The organism is bacterium (assembly GCA_020444325.1).
Lineage (GTDB): Bacteria > Bacteroidota > Ignavibacteria > SZUA-365 > SZUA-365 > BM516.
In genome coordinates this window covers 117623-138526 of sequence record JAHLLD010000012.1, presented here as the reverse complement: position 1 = coordinate 138526, position 20904 = coordinate 117623, and the positions used below count along the sequence as shown (strand labels likewise).

The following is a 20904-nucleotide window of genomic DNA, read 5'->3' as shown; positions in this document are numbered from 1 at the left end:
GATCAGAAAAACAGCCCTGCAAATCCGAAGGCAATGTAGATAGTGTTGTAGCTGACAGTGCCTGTCCACTCACCTCTGTCAATGGAATCGAGCAAGAATCCCGCTTCAATGACAAATCCGAGATGATCTTTCCGCAGCAGCAATCCACCTCCGAGTTTGATCCGCCATCCGGTATCCGTCTCGCTCCGCGTCGCCGCCTGTGACAGGAAGCTGGCTCCAGCTCCTAGATAGGGGATGGTATTGCTTCCCTTGTCAAAGAAGTACGAGATTTTCGGGCCAATGCCAATCTGTGTTGCGGATGCATCACCCTGCGAGGCATGAGTGAGACTGACATCGCCGCCGAGGCCCACACCATCAGAAACGAAATAGTGCAGACTTGGAACGAGCGACAGTACGGTATACCTGTTGTCCGAGTTTTCGCTTCCCTGACTCGTTATCGATGCGGTGCCACTGAGTATGGTGGCACCTTCCATCGTCGCAGCAGAACGTTCCTGGGCGTGCATGGTATGTATTACTGTGAACAGTAACACAATGGCGACAAGACGCATGTACGTGTTCATGAGACCTCCGAGGGCAGTTATGGATTTCCTGGGGAAAAGCGTTGCGGTAAAATAGACATCCTACTCTGAATGTCAAGTGATTCACGACCGGCAGAGATCTCATACGGAAGTGTATTCGTATGCTTGGATATCATGCGGGACTGGGCACTTGAGATAAGATTTTTCTTATATTGGGGCATTCAGGTCTACGGTCTCATTCAGCCATCTGTGAGCTGCATACCCATGATGGAGTTGTACTTCTCCGATGGCTGTGATCGTGTCAGCGTTCCGCATCGTGCGGGTGCTGATTCCGTGTACGTATTCAGGAGCAAAGAATGGAGATTGAGCGGATAATTAACGGGGAAGTCATTACCCTGCATCTGATAGGGAGTTTTGATTCCAACACTGCTCCCATGGTGGAGGAACAGTTCAATTCCGCGTTCGACCAGGGGGCGCGACACGTTGTCGCGAGTTTCGAGAAGGTGGATTACGTGAGCAGTGCCGGACTCCGCATACTGCTGGCAAGTACGAAGAAACTCCGCAGGGAAGGCGGCGACCTGCATGTCTGCACGTTGAACCAGACGACGAAATCCGTCTTCGATATCTCCGGGTTCAGTACCATACTCAAAGTGTTTGCATCAGAAGAGGAAGCACGCAGCGCATTTCCCTGAGCGGTGTGGCCCGTATCCGATCGCGGGTATCCCATCTGATGAACTCCACAGCAAACCATAGCGACGAAGCGCGCATCGCGCTCACCATCCGCAACAACCTCCCATCGATAGAAGAGGTTAAATCCGCTGTTGCGGATTTCGCCGCCGCACACGGGATTCCTGTGGCATTGCGTGACAACCTGCGCGTGGTACTCGATGAACTGATCAACAACATCATTCGTCACGCTTACACCGACAGTGATGAGCATCAGATTGACGTCGAAGTCGCGTTGCGCAACCGGCAGCTGACTGCGACACTTCGTGATGACGGCATTCCCTTCGACCCATTTACGTACCAGGTACCCGACACTGATTTGCCACTGGAGCAGCGGGAGGTCGGCGGACTCGGTATCCACCTCGTTCGGCAGATGATGGATGCGGTGTCGTACACGCGAAGTGACAGCCGGAATATCGTCACCGTATTGAAAAAACTGTAGCCGCATCAACAAGCATCTCAAGTACGCTCCGAAGTCAGTTCATGCACGCACTTATCCTCGCCGACAATCTCACCAACGATTACTGCAGTCCCGAAACAGAGTTCAGGGATAATATTCTCAACATCGGTATCGATGAGTATGAGCGCCTGTTCGGTGGCGGAGAGCAGCATGGGGAAGGGGTGCTTCCTGCCGTACTGCGTCTGGCGCAGGAGAGCGACGGACAGACAGGGATTGTCCTGCTCAGGGACTGCCTGGATCCCGATGAACCCGAGCACAGGGAAATCCTTCTCCGATATGGCGATCACGGGATAAAGGACAGCAGAGGCTACGCATTCCTTCCATCCCTTGAGAGCCTTTCCTCAACTGTTACCGTTCTCGAGACCGGTAGTCTCGCGCTCCCGTTGCAGGCGTTTTCGCTGGCCTTTGAAGGACTGACCGGGCAGCGCATCGAGGAGCAGGGTAAGCAGGAGTGGAAGGACACGCGCATACTGCTGGTCGGTGTGCACACGGAAAAGAGGTTGCTGAATACAGCGCATATCCTTCGTCACGTTTTTGGCTTCCGTCACGTTGCCGTCACACCGCATCTGGTTGGAAGCGCGAACAGGGACGCACATTTCACAGCCCTGCGATACCGTTACCCGGACATTCTCGTCGATGTCATCCCCGAACTTGCGGATGCGCTCGCGTGGGTCGGACTCGATCCCTCGAAACTTCCGCACAAGGCGCGACATGCCTGCAGCATCGGTCCCACGGAAATACGGGAAGCGCTCTCCCATGATCAGCGCCGCATTGTCGAAGCCATTTGCATGCATTGGACCCGAACCGAACTCAAGCCGCTGAAGGGAGGATTCAGCGGAAGTTTTCTCTTCCTGGCGAACGGCTGGAAAGGGGAAGCACTCACGGAACCGATGGTCATGAAAATTGATTCCTTCCATTCCATCCGCCGAGAGTTGAAAGGATATGAGCGTGTGAAAGACTTGCTCGGCAAGCACGTGCCCACCATTAGTCCGCCCGTCTCCTTCGGTGAGTTCACAGGCATCGGCATGGAACTTGCGACTATGGAGGGAAGTCCTTCCACCCTGCAGGATCTCTTCGAAGCTGCCACTGATGATGCACGCCTCGAACGTTTCTTGAATCTCCTGCGCCGCACACTCAGTCTCCTGGCGCACAACATGTACGGGAATACCGGTCGCCGTCGTCATGTCGCACCCTACCGCCAGTTCATGCTGCACATCCGGAAGCAGTCCCGCTGGCTTCAGGGCAATATCGAGAGTCTTCACCGGCAGCGCATCAAGGGAACGGACACCATAGACACAGACATGGTTGTGCGCATGTTCGACCTTGTTCGAAAAAATGATGACGGTCTCGAAACCGTCGTCTGTCTCTCGCACGGTGATCTCAATCTTGCGAATCTGATCTGCGACAACATCGGGAACACCTGGGCGATCGACTGGACGCATGCGGACAATCATCCCCTTGAACTGGACTTTGCGAAGCTCGAGAACGATATCAAGTTTGTCATCGGGAAAGACTTCCAGGAGGAAGATTTTATCCGACTGCAACGATTCGAGGAGTGTGTGCTGGATACTGCTATTCTTCCGGATATTAACGAGATGCCAGCGTCACTCCGATTCATTGCATGGGATATCCGCTTCAAACGCATGTATCTCGCTGTACGCGCGGTGCGAGAAACGTATTTCTCGCTGCGTGATGGCGACGAATGGTTGATGTACCGCATCGCTCTGCTGAAATACGCCATCCACACGCTCAGTTTCGACAGGAGTCGCGATCGTGGGGAATGTGGTCCGGTACAGCTCTGGTATGCGCTCGCCTCGGCGGAATCATTGCTTTTCCAACTCGTGGCCGACGATTTCCAGTTGAAAATCCGTGGAGAGCGTCCATCGACCTATCCTCCCCGTCAGCGTGTTTCCATTGACGAAGCAGACTGGCGTTTTGAAAGCCGGGATTATAATCCACCGTATAACGTCGAGCCGGAAGTGCTCGCGCACAGCCGCGGCAGCAGCGCCTCGGGATGGGCAGATCCCGAAGATGATTTTTCCGGAGCATTTCTGGTGGATGGGATGACAGAGATTATGAAAGGCGAGGATGGAAAACCGCTCAATCCTTCAGGACGAACAGGCATTGCAGGCCGTGGCGCACTTGGGAGATGGGGTCCGAACCCTGTCGTCCTTCCGGTCATCACGCGTGTCAACGCGCATGAAAGTGGACTCGAACTCCTGCTCTGTGACCGAGGGGAAGAAGCGGATGATCTTCCGGAAGACTTTGTGAATTTCGGGGAGGAAACCGAAGAGGTGCTCCGGCGATATGTGGACGCGGTGCTGGACGCCGATGCCGCAGCGGGCAGCACGAAGCTGCTTTACCAGGATTATCTCTACGATGCCAGGCAGACCGATAATGCGTGGATATACGCCTACGGTTTTCTGCTGCATACGGAGAGTGAAACAAGTGTGCAATCGTACAAACCCTGGTGTACACTCCGTTGGACCGAACTGACACCGGAACTTATCAATCGTTTCTCAACCGGCAAGGCAGCGATCCTTCGTTCCGCCGTCGAGTCGCTGTTGCAATCCGGGCGGGTGAAGGAAGAAATCGCAATGGAGATTCTCAGGAAATCAGGATAGGGGATTATGTCGCTGACGAAACTGGAACAGACAAGTATCGACGCATTTCGCAACGGGACCCTTCCGGGAAAGCAGCAAGCGGAGTCGGATGACGAACCATTGCGTTTTGGTCTCTGGGCTCTGCTTACCAGCGCACAGATCGTTCGCGAATACCGGATGGGTGTTGCGGATTTGGAGCGCAGCGTGAAAGCGGATGGCAGCATGGTGACGTCCATTGAAAAGGAAATCGAGTATCGTGTGCTCGAAGCGCTGCGCGCTGCTATGCCGGATGTGCAATTCGTCGGTGAAGAACTCGGGAACAGTCTGCCTGAGAAAGGCGTGGCCCTGGCAATGGATCCGATTGATGGGACATGGAGTTTTCTGGCGCATGCAGAGTCCTGCACCACGACACTCACATGGTATCAGGATACAGAACCCACACTCGGCATGGTCGTCAATCATGCCACCGGTGAGCTTGCGTATGCAGCGAAGGGAGGACTGACCCGTCTCCTGCAGCTCTCCCTGTTTGGAGAAGCCGATATGGGGATGAACCTCACGCCGCGACGGCAGCACGATGATACCTGCCTCATCAATGTGCATCCATCCCGATCCGCCGATGCCATCGTACAGGCGCTGTACACGGAATGGAAACAGAATGCCGTGCGCAGCGTGCGGTCACTCGGCGGTTCGCCCGTGTGGTCCATGCTCGACGCAGCCAAGGGACATTACCTGTATGTCAACAACTGGGCAGGAGGTCCCGCGCAGTCATTCGACCTCGCTGCGGGAATTCTGCTCGTGCGTGGCGCGGGTGGCGACGCAGTAGACGTCCAGGGAAAAAGCATCGATATGCTCGGCCACACCGGTTTGTTCATCGCAGGGGGCAAAGGGCACTGTATGCATCGACTGCTCGAGCTCCTCTCGAAGATCGATTAGTACTACTGAAAACCTATATAAGGGAAATATGCAGAAACTGCATATTTCTCTGGAGCTGCACGTTCCCGGTCCGGGAGTGTATTTCCTTACCGCAATTGGTGCAGCATATACGCTGCATCGCCGCATTGTGGTTGCAGGACTGCGATAGTCTTCTGGACGATCAGCTTATCGTTCAATCAGCAGTTTCGTCATGCGCGATTGTGCCCCAGCCTGGAGGCGAATGAAGTACAGGCCTGGGGGAAAGGCCGCGAGATCGATGCGTGACTGATGTGCGCCTGCATCCTGCAGCATGGCACTATGGTTCCGGTGAAGCTCTCTCCCCAGTGCATCATGCAAGGTCAGCGTGACGAAGGTGCGTTGCGGCAGTGTGTAGGCGATGGTTGTTGTGCCGGTGGAAGGATTTGGATGTGGAGGATGAAGTGTCAGCGCTACAGGAGAGGCGGGGGAATGCACAGCGGTCGTGGTCACAGGATCGATCTCGACATAGGTCTCACAACCGTTGTTGATGTAGGGGGTCTCTCGTGAACCGTACGCGATGTTAAATGAAATGTACTGCGGGATATCGGTGGTATTCCTGTTTTTCACCCGGAAACCCCAAGTGAATGCCGTTTCCTCGTTGTGACGAAGGATGCCGAGAGTTTTGGGATTGCTGTTGTCAGGGTGCGCAGGATCAAACTCGATGAGATCCATCCCGCTGTTATCTGTCCAGGTCAGCTCCGACACAATCTCATGCAGCTCACCACAGCCCGGATTGCGAAGCGTACTGGTGATCACAAAGGAATCGGGTTCATACCAGTCGATGGCTGAGACATAGTTCAGCACCGGGGCGTCGGTTTCGATACATTCATACAGCGCGGTTTTCAAATTCGCGATCGGCAGCCAGTGCGCGTGTGCCATGGGATTTCCATCATCGTCGTATGCAATGACCTGGATCTGCACGTTCCTGCGCGTAATACGATTCTTCACATCAATGAGCCAGTCAAAGGAGGCCTCCTCCTGTTTGTCCAGTGTGAGCTGAGGATCGAAGTCCGTTGGATTCGGGGAGTCCGGGCTCAGGCTGAGTCCATCACTGGTCGGGAAATAGAGGATGACACGCCGAATCATTCCCACCTGCGGCGATATGTTCTTCAATGTGAGCCGGACAGGGAAGGGGTTCGGCCAGACATCACAGGTATCAGATTGCAAGGGAAGTGAATCAGGAAGCAGCAACCTGCCAGAAAAGAGAGGTTGCAGTCCGGGCACCGGCACGCTGCATCGCACTTCGGTGGAATCCATCTGCGTGCCCTCGAAGTTTTTTCCTGTCACTTTGAAGCTGAATTCAGGACGGGCCTCATCGCGCAGGCGCGGCACCCAGCGCACTGTCCATGTCAGTTCCGGCACGGGATCCCCAATCTGCCATTTCTCCATTGGATCGGGATAGATCTTCGCCGTCGCCCGTTGTCCCGGTGGATCGAATTCCACATTGGGGGGGAGGATGATACGGCCGTATACATCATACGCCGGTGCGTTTCCATTATTGACACAGGTCAGTCGCACAGTGAAAGGATTGGGGACGTAGCTGTCGAGTGCTTCGTCGAAATACAGTGAATCCGGCAGGTAACAGCGCGGGGCGAGAATGGGGGAATCCAGAGGAGGGTTGCTTACCGGTACATCCATCGAAGCCGTGAGGATAACACCACCACCGCCCTGCGCCGACCCTGCAGATGGAAGAAATGCAGTGAGGAGCATTACCGTCAGGGATATGAAAGTATTTACCAGCAAGCGATTCGTGCACATAACTATCCCCGGTTGTTTTGCTTCGATGAAAGAACACCGGAGAGTGTAATCGGTTACACCTGACACCTTTGTGTTTGAAGCAAGCGATCAGTCCGCAAGTGCAGAGAGGATGCTTTCCCGCCAGGCTGCCGGTTCGATGCCTTCATCAAATCCGCCATGGGCTGAAATGATCGTGCCATCGCGACCGATGATAAAAGAGACCGGGTAGGCACGAACTCCGTATTGTACGGCGACAGCATGGGGAACGACGGTGACGGGATAGTTGATACCACTGGAGTCGACCATGCTGCGCAGCGCGTCATCTCTTACATCGTCAATGGGATCGAGTGCGAGGATCACGAGCTCATCTGCTGCAAAGCTGTTTCGCAGTTCGATGAGGGACGGGATCACACGCCTGCAGGGAAAACAGTCCGTAAAGAAGAAATCCAGCAGAACCACCTTGTCGCGGAGATCGCTGAGGCGGTATTTCCTTCCATCGGTTCCTGTCGCGGTGAATTCCGGCGCCTTCTTGCCCGCCTCCAGCAGCTTCGGTCCATCATACCCGGGCCTCGGAGCCTCGGTGATCTCGATATTCGCAGGGAGGGTGCTCCCCGTAAATGCGTTTCGGTCCAGGGGAGGGTCGACTTCGAAGGAACTGATATCCACCTCGGCATAGGTTTTTCCCAGGGGCTTCCAGTTGCTGAGGCGGACGATACGCAGCGGCAGCATGTCGGATTCGCGTATGTGCCACTCGATGAATTCCTGGATGATTCCACCAGCTTTTACCAGTTTGCAGGAAAGGATGACAACTGGCGTCGTTCCCATCATTCCCGCTTTCACTGCGCGGTCGGTGATGTCTTTTTCATCGAGCCCTGTGGGAAGGATGTTCTTTCTGCCGGGGAGTGGAAGGAGGTCCCACCCCGTGAGTACGCCGCCGATGCGCGATTGCGGTTGACGTGCCGCGGCGTAGGAATGCATTCGTCCCGAGGCAGGCATGCCCTCGAGCAGCTTCTCACCGTCGAACATGATTACTTCACCGTCGGTGGTGACGCCATGAAATTGGCAGCCAGTGTAGAGTTTGTCATCGCGTTCGGCTGTGACGGTGTATGCCGTGGATTTTGCAGTTGCCGATCCTTCACGTGAGAACTTTGCCTGAACTTCCAATCGGACGGTGGACATATCCGACAACCGCGCCGCCATGGAATGCAGGATGCGGTCGAACTCCTGCTCCATGGATTGTGCGTCACAGATTGCTGGCTGAAGCAGCGTAGGTGCCAAGAAAAGGCAGAGCACGGCGACGAGAATACCTCGTCGATCTCGCGCTACCGATGCTAAACACTTGTAAAGCTTGAGCGAATGAACGAGCAACTGAAATGAACGCATACTGCCTCCTCAACGATATCCCGAAACTGATGCGAATGCTCATCGGTGTACATGCACTATCATAGATTATCCCCTTGAGAGAAGCAAGGTTTAGCAGAGACAACGTGAATTCGTAGTTGTAGGATCACGCGAAATAGCATGCTTCCACGATCGCGATCATCACGGTGCGTTGTGTCATAGAAAAAAATACAGTAATGTTGGGCATGCAGAAATCGACAAACTCCTCCGCTGTGATTTCCCTCAGGGGACTCTCGAAGCATTACGGCAGTGTGCGCGCCGTCGACGCGATTGACCTTGAGGTCCACAAGGGCGAAGTGTTCGGCTTTCTCGGACGAAACGGGGCGGGGAAGACCACGACCATTCGCATGATTCTTGGACTCGTGCAACCAACTTCAGGCACGGTGCAGGTCCTCGGGGAACAGATGAATCCAGGGAAATCGACGGTGCTCTCTGATGTTGGCACACAGGAGTTCATGCAGAAACCCACTGTTCCGGGAGTGCAGCGTACGCTCGCACGTGTCGGTGCACTCGTGGAAACCGCGACGGCATATGCGAATCTGACTGTACGTGAGAATCTTGATATCGTCCGGCGCATCCGAGAAGTCGATCCTGCCACGGTATCTGCAACCATGCAGCTTCTGGGTATCGAGCGCTACGCCGACCGGCGGGCGGGACAGCTATCCCTCGGAAACAAGCAGCGACTTGCGCTGGCGCAGGCCATGCTGCATGAACCGGAACTGCTCGTGCTCGATGAACCGGTGAACGGACTCGACCCCGCCGGTATCGTTGAGATACGCAACCTCCTTCGACAGCTTGCTGATGAAAACGGTGTGACCATTTTCCTCTCAAGCCACATCCTCTCCGAGATTGCTCAGCTCGCGGATCGCATCGGTGTGATCCATGAGGGGAAGATCATCGAGGATCTTGACCGTGCGCACCTGCACCGGCAATTGCACAGAAGACTTGAGATCACCGTTTCCGATATCGAACGTGCAAAGCAACTGCTGCTGCCAATGCAAGGCGTCGCAGGTATTGAAGAGATCGATTCCAGCACGCTGCATATTGCGGCCGGATCGGACCTTGCAGGACGGGTTGCAAAACTCCTCGTCGAGGGGGGCGTGACACTCTCGCGCCTTGTCGAAGTTGAGGAGGATCTCGAACAGCATTTTCTGCGACTTACAGGGGAGGAAACGCGATGATCTCGCAAACGCTGCTCACTGAACTTCTCAAACTGCGGAGAAGCCGGATTACCTGGTTGACTTGGCTGGTGCTTTCTCTGATGCCGCTGGTTTCGGGGCTGTTCATGTGGATTGTCATGGAGCCGGACAGGGCGATGCAGATGGGATTGCTCGGTCAGAAAGCGCAGTTTGCTGGCACGACGGCGAGCTGGGAGAGCTATATCGGTATGCTGCTGCAGACCATTGGCATTGGCGGGATGATACTTGTTGGCGTGATGACGGCATACGTGTATGGGCGGGAATACAGCGAGGGCACTGCAAAAAATATGCTGATTCTGCCTGTTCGGAGGTCGGCTCTCGTGGGCACGAAGCTGCTCGTGGTTATGATCTGGTTCTACGTGCTTCTTTTATCCTTCCTGATAGAGGCATTCGTCATTGGCCTGCTGCTGGATCTTCCTGGGTATTCCTCGACACTTGTGCTTGACGGTCTGGGAGATCTTATCACGCTGTCGTTCGCATGTTTCTTCCTTGCCTCTCCCGTTGCCTGGATTGCGATCGCCGGGAAAGGGTATTTCGCGCCCCTGGGATTCACGATTCTCATGCTTGTGCTTGGAATGACAATTGGAGCGACGGGGTGGGGAAAGTGGTTCCCCTGGTCTATCGTCCCGCTTTTCGCCGGCGTCGCGGGTCCTCGCTCCGAGACACTCGCTCCAGGCAGCAATCTCATCCTCATGATCACCGCCTGGCTGGGAATCGCCGCAGCCAACCTGCAATTGCGGTGGACTGACAATACGCAGTGACATGCTGCGCTACGCTTCCGCCGTCGCAATCATTCGAATGGCCACATGTCCGCTTTTCTTTCCTTCCTCGAGATGTCTGTGTGCTGCAGCGGCTTCGGACATCTCAAACACGCGGTCCATCACCGGCCGTATCGCCCCCGCCTCAATCAGTTCGCGTACCGCGAGAAGATCTTCCTGTCCACCCGGGGCAAGTTTGCAAACAATTTTCTGCTTGCCGGCGATGGACGACCACAGCATTTGAAAGAGCTGTTTGGATTTGAAGCTGGCATTGAGCTGACGTCCATGTTCCTTCAGAACCCGCCGGTTGCGTGAAAACTCACTGCGTCCGAGTACATCAAAAATCAGGTCGTAGCGCTCACTGCCTTCCGTGAAATCCTCTTCCCGGTAGTTGATCACATGATCCGCCCCGAGCGCGCTGACGAAGTCCATTCCCGAGGGACCACAGACTCCGGTGACGTGTGCGCCGTAATGCTTCGCAATCTGTACTCCCGCCGAACCCATGCTGCCGCTGGCACCAACGATGAGCACACGGTCACCTTTCTTGATATCCATCGACCGCAGCAGATGCAGCGCCATGACTGCGCCGTAGGGAAGAACTGCCGCTTCTTCGTGTGAAAGGTTCGACGGTTTGAGCGCGACCGCGGCGCTTTCTTTCATGCAGAAATACTCCCCGTATGCCCCCATGCTCTGACCGAGGTAGCCGAACACTTCATCCCCGGGTTTGAACTTTGTCACCGCATTGCCGGCCGCTTCCACAACGCCAGAGAACTCACTCCCGAGTATGCCGTTTTTCGGGCGCGACACGCCGAAACTCAATTTGACGACCGGCCAGAGTATTCCCGGCATGTTGAACTCGGCGGGGGTCAAGGCCTTGAAATTGCGCGCGAGGAGGTCCCCATAGTTCACCGTCGTGGCATGCGTGCGTATCAGCACTTCGTCGTCTTTCGGAACGGGTGTTTCCTTTTCCTCAATGGTCAGTACCTCAGGTCCCCCGTATTCCCTGTACATGATTGCTTTCATCAGGCGATCTCCTCTATGTAAAACTGCATATATCCAGCCGCCGACACGTATGGCGGAACAATGCTCCTTCCCTGGAACTATGTACTGGATGACACAAATGTATCGAACCCTCGGACATGCAGCAAATCGCGGGAGAAATTCAGGTTGAAAGCATTAGAGGTGTAACTTATCTGAAACCTTCGTTGTCAGTCATGCATTCCACGCACCAACAGTGAAGGAGTGCTTTCATGCAAGGAAGGATACGAATGCTGTCTGTTATCGGTCTGCTTTCTCTTTCATGTCTCCAACCGCAATTGCACGCGCAGCTATACCCTGAGTGGATTACATCGGGCAGCGGAGGATTTACGTTTCTCCATATTGTCCGTGGTATGGATGGCTGCGCTGGCGGTTACTATCTCACCGGGGGAATGGAGGACAACAGCTGCATGCTGCAGAATTCGAATGACGGGGGAGAGACCTGGACGCCTACGCTCGAAGTCAAGCGCTATGGATTCGGGCAGCTGCAGCCGCCGATTCGCCAACCCTATGCTGAGGTTGTGATACAATCCGTCTGTCGTCCCACCCCTGACCGCTGCTACGCTTACGGCTGGGGCAGCATGGAGTTTGATGGACTCCAGCAGCCATTGTTGTTGCGATCGGTCGACAGCGGGAGGACATGGACGGATGTCATCCTTCCTGATTCCGGGCAGGGCGTTACGATGGCATGGCTGGCAATGCGCGACGGGACGCATGGCATCCGCTCCGGTGGATTCATCGATATGGATCATCCCGTGCTGTATCGTACAAATGACGGAGGTGACAGCTGGGAAACGATAGAACTTCCATTTGCCGATTACAGGGTGACGGGACTCGAATACGCAGCCGACGGCACACTGTTCGCCGTCGAGTGGCAGAATGACAGGCCGCTGTACCGGTCGACGGATAACGGCGACAGCTGGGAAATGCGTGGCATACTTCCCGCAAGGCGTGATCCGTTCTTTATCAGCGCCGATCTCGGCTGGATGGCCTTTGGCATTGATACAGGATTGGGTGACGTCGAGCGCGACGGCATCGCACGGACGACAGACGGCGGTGCGAGCTGGCAAATGGTGATGGATACCCTGGTTGAGCCTGCGTTCGGACTTATTGCGATCGCGGCAGCCACGGAAGATGAAGTGATTGCCGTAGGAAGACTCGGGAAACTGCTGCATTCGCATGACGGGGGTGACAGCTGGGAGCGCGCACCTCGTCCGTTCTACCTCTATGATCCCGCGATGGTGGAAGTCGTGTTTCCCGATACTTCATCAGCGGTCGCAGGCGCGTTGAAGCACATCGTTACCTATACCGGCCGACGCACGCTGCCATCTCCCGTCGTCACGATCGATCATGGCAGTGGTGATCTCGATTTCACGGCGAGGTGGACCGCAGTTCCGGGCGCGACCGAATACCAGCTCGAGATGACGCGGGATTACCACACCAGCACGATTCAGTACGAGATTTTTGATACGGATCCGTACATGCAGGGACAGTGGATGACTCCCACCATGCTCGACCTTGCGTTCTGGCTGCAGGTGAACCGTGACTACTTTGTGCGTGTCCGTGCGCGTGGCGGCGGCTACACCAGCGACTGGAGCGCACCGGTGAAGTTTTATACAGAACAGTCCACCTCCGTTGCCACTTCTGCCGCGACGAATTTCACGCTCGACGTGTACCCGCAGCCATGTAAGGATGGTCAGTTGCACATCAACATAGAGGATCTGGCACCGGCTTCACCCTGGTCCATCACCATCCACGATCTTCTAGGCAGATGCGTGATGCGAACGCAAGGCATGAGCAGTGCGGATGGAACGACCGTGTCGGATCTCAATCTGCACGCTGTGACGGCAGGAATATACCTTCTGCATTTCAAGAGTGGAGAAAGGCATTCTTCGATGAGAATGGTGCTGGACTGAGCGCTCAGGCCGTAAGGGAAAAATCAGGTACCGCTCGGAAATCGGGGCGAAACATCCGTATTTTGCCCCGTAATCCTCCCACATGATGAGGTGTGCCTGTGAAATTTCCCTCGATGCAGCAGATCACCCGTTCGTCTCTCACCACCCTTCAGCGTTTTCCTGCCACTCTGGCGGCCGCGGCTGCCGGAACACTGGCGGGAATTACGCTGGCTCAAGACATCGGAACATCGCCGGATACCTTTGCACTGCGTGTGCTGTTTGCTGCGCTGCTGGCCGTACCGCTCACGCTGGTGTTCAGGCTCGTGGCGGAGAAGCGGGAAATCGGCAGGGGAGGGGGCCTGCTTCTGCAGGTCATGGGACTCGTCCTTCCTGTTTTGTACGCATGGACGCTGCCCGGAAACCTGTCAAACGCGCCGGAGATGCATGCCATACGCCTGGCCATGCTCGTGACGGGTGCGATGCTGCTTGTATCCGTACTTCCCTGGACAGGAAAAGGGGAGGGGAATGGGTTCTGGCAGTACAACAAGACGCTGTTCCTGCGCCTGCTCACTGCCGGACTCTTTGCGCATGTGCTGTATGCCGGACTTGCGATCGCGCTTGCTGCGATTGAGAATCTCTTCGAACTGGAGGTGCCCGGACAACGCTACGCCCAGCTCTGGATGCTGCTGGTTGGCGTGTTCATGCCCTGGTTCTTTCTCGCCGGAATTCCGCAGCGGCTCAGTGAATTGCACGAGGCCACCGACTACCCGAAGGGACTCAAGATTTTCGCGCAGTATGTTGTATTTCCGCTGGTCGTGATTTACCTCGTGATTCTGATCGCGTACAGCGGAAAAATCATCATCGAATGGAGCTGGCCGAACGGCTGGGTGAGCAGGCTCATACTCGGTTTCGCCGGGGCCGGTCTGTTTTTCATGCTGCTCATGCATCCCATCCGCGAACAGTTGGAAAACCGCTGGGTGCGTACGGCGCTGCAATGGTTCAACATCGCTCTGCTCCCCCTGCTCGTCCTGTATTTCCTCGCGGTGCTGCGCCGGCTGTCAGATTACGGATTGACGGAAGGACGTTATCTCGCAATTGTCCTGGGAATCTGGCTGCTTCTCATCACGCTGTACCTGCTGCTGAGTCGCGTGAAGAACATCCGGCTTATCCCGGCCTCAATGTGCGCACTCGCGTTCCTGGTTTCCTTCGGTCCCTGGGGCGCGTTCTCCGTTTCGGAACAGAGTCAGATTATGCGCTTTCTGCATATTCTCGATCAGCAGCACATGCTGAAGGATGGGCATGCCGTGCAGGCGGACGCAGAGCTGCCCGCTGAAGCCACCCAGGAGATAAGCGCCATTCTGCAGTACCTTCACAATGTTCACGGTTTCGCCGGCATTCAGCAATACTTTACGGCCTCGCTTCGTGAGGATGACGCTGATGAGGGCGCGAACTGGAAGGATGCGACAGATGTCGCTGCACTGATTGGGGTGGAATTCGCCCTCGCGCCCCGGGCAGAACCGGGTGGCAGACGTTCCTACGAAGCTCGGTTCAGCGATGCCATGCAGGTAGACGGTTACAGATGGGTGCTGCCCGAATACACCTTCCACCGTCGCGGCAATCTGCACAGCATACGTCTCACCGGTTTCGAATACCGTATGAGCGAAAAGCTTGATACTCTGACAGTGCTTGCAGAGGCGCCGGTTGCAGATACGCTGGTCATACCCCTGCAGGAATTCTTCACAGCGCTGTCCGAAGAATACCATACGGTCAGCGCGCTGGAAATTCCACTCGAGCGCATGACAGCAACGGCGGAAGGATCCCGTTTGCGTGTCAAGCTGTATATGCCCTGGATCAGACTGCAGCGCAATGAAGGCAGTCTGAAGATCGAGAACCTGCGCCTGCGGGCTGTTTGCGGGGAAGTCTCCCCGCAGGAAATTCCTCCGCAGGAGATGCCCTGACAATATGCAGATTCTGCATAATTCCCTGGCGGGAAGATGCATTCCTTGACAACACAGGAAGAAAAGACTATATTCTCTTAAACGTATAACAATCTTCCCGGAGGGACTGGATGAACGTACGCGCACTGAACACCGCAAAACAGCTGTCAGCCGCTCTGGCATTCGTGCTTGTTGTTGTGCTTGTATCAGGATGCTCCAGCAGTTCCGATGATGTGACCGCGAGCAGGCAGCAGGACACACCGTCGCTGGCGCTTCGCACACCGCAACCGATGATGCCGCAGCGCCTCGGGGGTGAAGACATAAAAGCGCCCAACCTTGAGAATGTATCCAATCCACCGGGGTATGAATCCGGCTGGCATGTCCAGAGCATCTCGGGCGAGGACACAACCTTTTACAAAAGGGATGGGGACATGATCTATTATCGGTTCACCGTCAAGTCGAACAGGAAAATCACTTCCTATGAGTCGCACACAGTGGAGGATGAAAAGTAATGAATGCCTTTGATCGCGCCCTGCAGAAGGGAAGCGGCTTCCACATCGCATTTTCAATTACCATAGTACTGTTCTTTGTTGGTTTCGCTTTTGTGGAGCCCGAACAGCGCTACGTCGCAATGCTGCTCGTGCTCATCGGACTCAGCGATCTGGGGAAGGAACTGCGCATATGGTATCAGGCCCGGGGTCAATAACACATTTCAAATTGTCAGGCCGGGGTGCCGGGGAGAAACTGTCCGCAAAGGGTGCTCACTGTACGCACACTTGACAACACGCGTGCGTGCAAGTATATTTCCGTGATGTCATATCCTAATTTCACGTACTGAGTAGCTTCGCATCCAGCGAAGAAGGCGCCATACCGTGTCTGGCAAGCTCCCATACGTCCCGGATAAGAGAAGAGTGCTTTCAATCTTCTTGAGTCTGATTGTTCTCTGTACCGGCTATGCTGCTGATGCTGTCGGACAGGATACCTATACCGCAACCTCATATACGGTCGAAAACGGCCTCCCCACCGCAAATGTGCGCCAACTGGTGGAGGATCGTGAAGGGTACATCTGGTGCGGAAGCGAAGAAGGTCTGATGCGTTTCGATGGGCACGAGTTCAAGGTGTTCCGCAGCCTTGGGACGCAGGAAGATGGGTTGACGGACAACAGGGTCATGCGTCTTTTCGTTGACAGGGAAGGGCGGCTGTGGGTGTTCACGCGGCGTGCCATTCACAGGTACGAAGGTGCAACGCAAACCTTCACACGCTATCTGTACTCTGACCAGGGCGGAATCCCGCCGGTAGGCAGATGGGTGCGAGGCGTGCTTCAGACGCAGGATGGCAGTATCTGGGTGCGCACCGATCTGGGAATGAACAGGTTTGACTCCGCAGCCGATCAGTTCGAATTCTTCGAGCCACAGCGAACATTGCCGGGGAATCATGTCGATGATTTGAACTGGGTTGAGTGTCAAGGTGCATTGTGGTACGTGTCTGACGGTTCCGTCTCACGCTTTGATATGCGCACCGGGAAAATTGAGGTTCTTACGGGATCCTACCTCAATCCCACACGCTCGGCACCCGGTGAGATACTTGGGGTATTCCGAAACAGTCGCAGAACATTGTTCGTCGCCACCACGCACTATTTGATTTCTCTGAACCCCGATACGCGGCAGCAGCGCATGCTGCGCACATTTGAGCGTCCGGTCGTGACGGTGAGCAGTCAGGACGATGCGCTGTGGCTTGCGTCACCCGACCTCGCGATTGCACGCTTTGATCTGGAAACACAGACGTTCGAAAACTATCCCGTGGCACAGGATGCCGACGATACGCGATTAAAGCGGATTCGGCAGCTGCAGCTTCAAAGACCGGAAGACCGCAGCATGGGCATACTGGGCATTGAGAAGGACGGCGCGTGCTGGATGCGCTTCCCCGACAACGCGCTCATCCGTTTTGATCCGATGCGCAGGCGCTGGACGCTCCTCGCGGAAAACATCGTACGTGGTGTCGAGGGCCTCAACTTTCTCATTGACATGTCAGGGACTGCGTGGCTCACCATTCCCGGTCAGGGACTATTCAAATTCGAACATCACCCGCGGCGCTTTACCACCTTTGCCATGCCGGTGCAGCGAAGCGCAGTGAACCGGATCGAAACCAACAACGTACGCAGCTTCCTGGTGTGGAGCAGGGACAGTGTGTTCGTGGCGACCCTTTCGGGACTGTATCTCTATCGTCCCTCGGAAAACCGCTGTGAAGCGCTGCGCGGACTCCCCGAGAGGTTTGATCATCTCACACGCGAACCGGTCTGGTCTGTCGCGAAAGACCGGAGAGGAAGGTTGTGGATAGGGACCGGAGGAGATGGGTTGGTGGTGTATGATCCCGTCCAACGGAAATACCTGTGTACCGCTGATCTCGACTATCTGCCGCAATCGATGCGGGTGGCACGGATTCGCACCATGAGCCTGACCGAAAAGGGGGAAATGCTGCTGGGCACCTGGGATGGCGGCTATCGCATCAACGCAGACAGTCTGGAAATATCCCCGACGCGCAGATTGTTCGTTTCCACATTGCTCAACTCCGACACCGTGACGCAGGAGGTCGCGAGAAATCTGATCATGGCTCTGACGATAGACAGCAGGCAGCGATGGTGGCTTGCGACGGATCACGGGCTTGTGCTTGTAGACCCTGCCGCGGAAACGACTCGCATATGGACACGCGACTCATCACCCGAAGCCGGACTGGTCAGCGATAACATCCGTGACGTATTTGAAGACAGCAAGGGGCGCATCTGGCTGGGTACGCATGGAGGGGGACTGCATCTGTTCGATCCGGACAGGGGCACCCTTGCGGTGTTCGGCATGCCTGACGGACTCCCGGATAATATCGTGTACAGCATCGAAGAGGATGCGGGTGGCACGCTCTGGCTTGGCACCCACAGAGGGCTCTGCAGTTTCAATCCGGATACACGACGGGTGAGGAAGTACGGCGTGGATGACGGCCTCCAGAATTATGAATTCAACACCAGCGCCAGCACACATCTTTCTGATGGAAAGCTTGTGTTCGGTGGAGTGAAGGGCTTCAACGTCTTTGATCCCGCAAGCATTCACGATCTTCTGCCGCCACCGAATGTGGTCATCACGAAACTCCTCGTTTATAGCGAAGAGCGTCCCTTCAATGCGAGTGGCTTTGAATTACAGTACGATGAGAATTACCTCACCTTCGAATTCGCCGCCCTCAGTCATCAACGTTCAAATGAGCACCGCTATGCATATATGCTCGAGGGGGTGGACAAGGACTGGGTGCATCCTGGACCAAGGCGCTTCGCCTCCTATTCAGGGTTGCGTCCGGGCGCGTACTCGTTTCATGTAATCGCATGCAACAGTGAAGGACGCTGGAATAAGACCGGCATTTCGCTTCCTTTCACGATACGCCCCGTGTGGTGGCAGACCCCGTGGGCCTACGCACTCTACACCTTCGCCGTGGTGCTTTCCATATTCCTGTTGATTCGAATTCAGCAGCGGCGTGCCGTTCAGCGGGAGCGTTATCGCAATGATGTCCTCGCCGCTGAACTGCGGGCACAGACCGCGGAGGCGGAAGCGAAAGCGTTGTCTGCGGAAAATGAGGTGAAAGCACTTGAACTGAATCGCGCCGAACAGCTGCGTATTGCGTACGATGAGCTCGAGAAAACGCATGAACAGATGCGCGCCTCGCGCGCGGAAATTGAAAAACTGTCCCGTGCGGTACATCAGAGTCCGACCATCGTCATCATCACCGATACCAATGGTGCAATTGAGTATGTTAATCCAAAATTCACGGAAGTCACCGGCTACACGGCGGAGGAAGTTGCAGGCAGGAATCCGCGTCTGCTGAAATCCGCGGAGAGTTCCACGGCATTGTACAGGCAGCTGTGGCGTACGCTTGCGCGGGGAGAGGAATGGAGAGGCGAGCTGCAGAACCGGCGCAAAGACGGTTCTTCGTACTGGGTGCTTACCTCGATTTCCCCGCTCAAGGGACAGGATGACAACGTCACACACTATATCGGAATTCAGGAAGATATCACTGAGCGCAAGCAGACGGAACAGACACTGGCCCGCAGAACGCAGGAACTGGAGACGATTGACCGTATCGTGGAAATCCTCAACAACGAAACCAGTCTCCAGCGCCTCATCCGCTCGCTCCTTGAGCAGGGAATGAAACTTCTGCCCTGTGCGCATCGAGCCAGAATCTTCATTCATGATCCTTCGCGGTCGTCGTATTTCCTCAGCGACAGCATAAATTACCCCGCTAGTGATTCGGATCTGACGTTAAACCACACGATTCATGGGTACAATGTGCTGCATGACATTCCTGAAAGTGGGATACAGGTTCTGCAGCTGAAGGACTCTGAGCAGCGTGGCAAAACTCCTGAGCAGGACGGGAAAGCTCTTGAGCAGGGCGGGAAAGCTACGGCACAGCGCAACCGCCCGACATCGCTGTTGCTGATGTCGGTCAGCTACACCCAGGAGGGGAGCCAGGGACGCAGCGTGCTGCTTTTTGACAATCGTGATGATACGGTTGTGTTCACTTTTGAGGATGCCAGCAGACTGCAGCGATACCGCGAACATGCCGTGACGGCCCTTGCCAAGGCGCATACGATGCAGGCGCTGAAAACGAAAAACGAAGAATTGGTCCGGACGCAGGAGCAGCTTGTGGTGCAGCAGAAGCTGGCATCGCTCGGACAGCTCACTGCAGGCATTGCGCATGAAATCCGGAATCCCCTCAACTTCATCAATAACTTTTCCATCACCGCGCGTGAACTGGTTGAAGAAATTCAGGTCAGTATTGATCTCGGCGAGAGTCCGCTCGAGTTATTCGGTGAACTGCGACTCGCCTCAGAGAAAATCCAGGAGCACGGCACGCGTGCGAACCGAATCGTGGAGGGAATGTTGATGCATGCGCGGAGCAAGCAGGGTGAGAGGCAGTTGACGTATGTCAATCGGCTGGTGAAGGACGCTTTGCACCTGGCCTATCATGGGAAACGCGCGAGCAACAGTGAGTTTCATGTACAGATCGAAAAAGAGTTTGACGATGATCTTCCTCCCGTGTCTTTGATCCCGCAGGAAATCAGTCGTGTCGTGCTGAGCCTGCTCGACAACGCCTTCTATGCTGTTTTAAAAAAGCAGCAAGCCGGTGAAGACGACTCGTATATGCCCACCGTCCATGCGCAAACCCGGGTGGCCGGACAGGATGTGGTCATCCAGATTCGTGACAATGGTGGCGGTATCCCGCGTGAGGTGCGAGAGCGCATTTTTGAACCGTTCTTTACTACGAAGCCTACCGGTGATGGCACCGGACTGGGACTTTCCCTGAGCTACGATATCATCGTCGAGGGGCATGGGGGAAGCATGCGGGTAGACAGTGAAGAAGGGGAATGGACGCAGTTCACGATCACACTGCCTCTGGATAAGGACGCAGGGAGTGCGAGCTGACGACCGGAAGGTCCGGAACAGATTGATGCATGGAAAAGGCTTTTCTGAGCATTTTTTCTCGAATCGGAACCCTTCTGCCCCCGGTCCGGTTCATATATAATGGACAGTTTCACAATAATGACAGCAGTATCCATACTCAGCTGACAAGTCCATTCCCGCAACACACTCTCAACAGTGGCAGTGCACGAATCACAGTGCACGCATCGCCGCAACCAAATACCC

15 protein-coding genes are annotated in these 20904 nt (G+C 55.3%); 11 read left to right on the top strand and 4 right to left on the bottom strand.

The window, feature by feature from the left end; genetic code table 11:
* Positions 1-2: 2 nt before the first annotated feature.
* Positions 3-560 carry a porin family protein gene (locus KQI65_14745; GenBank protein ID MCB2205997.1) on the bottom strand — a complete coding sequence of 186 codons (558 nt, stop codon included), beginning with the start codon at positions 558-560 and terminating at the stop codon, positions 3-5.
* Positions 561-874: 314 nt separating this feature from the next.
* On the opposite strand from KQI65_14745, the gene KQI65_14740 reads away from it, so the two are divergent.
* From KQI65_14740 to KQI65_14725, 4 genes are read left to right on the top strand one after another with little or no spacing between them, the layout of a single operon-like run.
* Positions 875-1210, top strand: a complete 336-nt coding sequence (locus tag KQI65_14740) for an STAS domain-containing protein (GenBank protein MCB2205996.1) — start codon at positions 875-877, stop codon at positions 1208-1210.
* 38 nt (positions 1211-1248) lie between these two features.
* Entirely contained in the window at positions 1249-1686 is a 438-nt protein-coding gene (locus KQI65_14735) for an ATP-binding protein (protein ID MCB2205995.1), read from the top strand.
* 41 nt (positions 1687-1727) lie between these two features.
* Entirely contained in the window at positions 1728-4328 is a 2601-nt protein-coding gene (locus KQI65_14730) for a phosphotransferase (GenBank protein ID MCB2205994.1), read from the top strand.
* Positions 4329-4334: 6 nt separating this feature from the next.
* Positions 4335-5240 (top strand): hypothetical protein, encoded by a 906-nt coding sequence (locus KQI65_14725; GenBank protein ID MCB2205993.1) that lies wholly within the window; start codon positions 4335-4337, stop codon positions 5238-5240.
* A gap of 165 nt (positions 5241-5405) precedes the next feature.
* Here the strand turns inward: KQI65_14725 and KQI65_14720 are convergent, their stop codons facing one another.
* Positions 5406-6968, bottom strand: a complete 1563-nt coding sequence (locus tag KQI65_14720) for a T9SS type A sorting domain-containing protein (protein ID MCB2205992.1) — start codon at positions 6966-6968, stop codon at positions 5406-5408.
* Between the two features lie 135 nt (positions 6969-7103).
* Positions 7104-8378 (bottom strand): TlpA family protein disulfide reductase, encoded by a 1275-nt coding sequence (locus KQI65_14715; protein ID MCB2205991.1) that lies wholly within the window; start codon positions 8376-8378, stop codon positions 7104-7106.
* A gap of 203 nt (positions 8379-8581) precedes the next feature.
* Between KQI65_14715 and KQI65_14710 the strand changes: the two genes are divergently transcribed.
* Both KQI65_14710 and KQI65_14705 read left to right on the top strand, forming a co-directional pair.
* Complete coding sequence (locus KQI65_14710) at positions 8582-9577, top strand: ABC transporter ATP-binding protein (GenBank protein MCB2205990.1); 996 nt, start codon at positions 8582-8584, stop codon at positions 9575-9577.
* Entirely contained in the window at positions 9574-10356 is a 783-nt protein-coding gene (locus tag KQI65_14705) for an ABC transporter permease (GenBank protein ID MCB2205989.1), read from the top strand. Before KQI65_14710 ends, KQI65_14705 begins: the two co-directional genes overlap by 4 nt.
* Before the next feature lie 9 nt (positions 10357-10365).
* Here the strand turns inward: KQI65_14705 and KQI65_14700 are convergent, their stop codons facing one another.
* Complete coding sequence (locus tag KQI65_14700) at positions 10366-11376, bottom strand: NAD(P)-dependent alcohol dehydrogenase (GenBank protein ID MCB2205988.1); 1011 nt, start codon at positions 11374-11376, stop codon at positions 10366-10368.
* A 227-nt stretch (positions 11377-11603) separates the two neighbouring features.
* On the opposite strand from KQI65_14700, the gene KQI65_14695 reads away from it, so the two are divergent.
* The 5 genes from KQI65_14695 (at position 11604) to KQI65_14675 (ending at position 20682) form a co-directional block, all read left to right on the top strand.
* Positions 11604-13307: a T9SS type A sorting domain-containing protein gene (locus KQI65_14695; protein ID MCB2205987.1), complete on the top strand. Its 1704-nt coding sequence runs from the start codon at positions 11604-11606 to the stop codon at positions 13305-13307.
* A gap of 98 nt (positions 13308-13405) precedes the next feature.
* The gene (locus KQI65_14690; GenBank protein MCB2205986.1) at positions 13406-15244 is read left to right on the top strand and encodes a DUF4153 domain-containing protein; all 1839 of its coding nucleotides are present in this window, start codon (positions 13406-13408) and stop codon (positions 15242-15244) included.
* A gap of 110 nt (positions 15245-15354) precedes the next feature.
* Positions 15355-15735: a hypothetical protein gene (locus tag KQI65_14685; GenBank protein MCB2205985.1), complete on the top strand. Its 381-nt coding sequence runs from the start codon at positions 15355-15357 to the stop codon at positions 15733-15735.
* Positions 15735-15929 (top strand): hypothetical protein, encoded by a 195-nt coding sequence (locus KQI65_14680; GenBank protein ID MCB2205984.1) that lies wholly within the window; start codon positions 15735-15737, stop codon positions 15927-15929. Before KQI65_14685 ends, KQI65_14680 begins: the two co-directional genes overlap by 1 nt.
* Positions 15930-16149: 220 nt before the next feature.
* Positions 16150-20682: a PAS domain S-box protein gene (locus tag KQI65_14675; GenBank protein ID MCB2205983.1), complete on the top strand. Its 4533-nt coding sequence runs from the start codon at positions 16150-16152 to the stop codon at positions 20680-20682.
* Positions 20683-20904: the final 222 nt, after the last annotated feature.

Bases quoted from the DNA above. Each gene is read 5' to 3' on its own strand.
- KQI65_14710 (MCB2205990.1), top strand. From the start codon at position 8,582: ATGCAGAAATCGACAAACTCCTCCGCTGTGATTTCCCTCAGGGGACTC.
- KQI65_14715 (MCB2205991.1), bottom strand. From the start codon at position 8,378: ATGCGTTCATTTCAGTTGCTCGTTCATTCGCTCAAGCTTTACAAGTGT.
- KQI65_14705 (MCB2205989.1), top strand. From the start codon at position 9,574: ATGATCTCGCAAACGCTGCTCACTGAACTTCTCAAACTGCGGAGAAGC.
- KQI65_14695 (MCB2205987.1), top strand. From the start codon at position 11,604: ATGCAAGGAAGGATACGAATGCTGTCTGTTATCGGTCTGCTTTCTCTT.
- KQI65_14745 (MCB2205997.1), bottom strand. From the start codon at position 560: ATGAACACGTACATGCGTCTTGTCGCCATTGTGTTACTGTTCACAGTA.
- KQI65_14680 (MCB2205984.1), top strand. From the start codon at position 15,735: ATGAATGCCTTTGATCGCGCCCTGCAGAAGGGAAGCGGCTTCCACATC.
- KQI65_14685 (MCB2205985.1), top strand. From the start codon at position 15,355: ATGAACGTACGCGCACTGAACACCGCAAAACAGCTGTCAGCCGCTCTG.
- KQI65_14700 (MCB2205988.1), bottom strand. From the start codon at position 11,376: ATGAAAGCAATCATGTACAGGGAATACGGGGGACCTGAGGTACTGACC.
- KQI65_14725 (MCB2205993.1), top strand. From the start codon at position 4,335: ATGTCGCTGACGAAACTGGAACAGACAAGTATCGACGCATTTCGCAAC.
- KQI65_14730 (MCB2205994.1), top strand. From the start codon at position 1,728: ATGCACGCACTTATCCTCGCCGACAATCTCACCAACGATTACTGCAGT.
- KQI65_14740 (MCB2205996.1), top strand. From the start codon at position 875: ATGGAGATTGAGCGGATAATTAACGGGGAAGTCATTACCCTGCATCTG.
- KQI65_14720 (MCB2205992.1), bottom strand. From the start codon at position 6,968: ATGCTCCTCACTGCATTTCTTCCATCTGCAGGGTCGGCGCAGGGCGGT.
- KQI65_14735 (MCB2205995.1), top strand. From the start codon at position 1,249: ATGAACTCCACAGCAAACCATAGCGACGAAGCGCGCATCGCGCTCACC.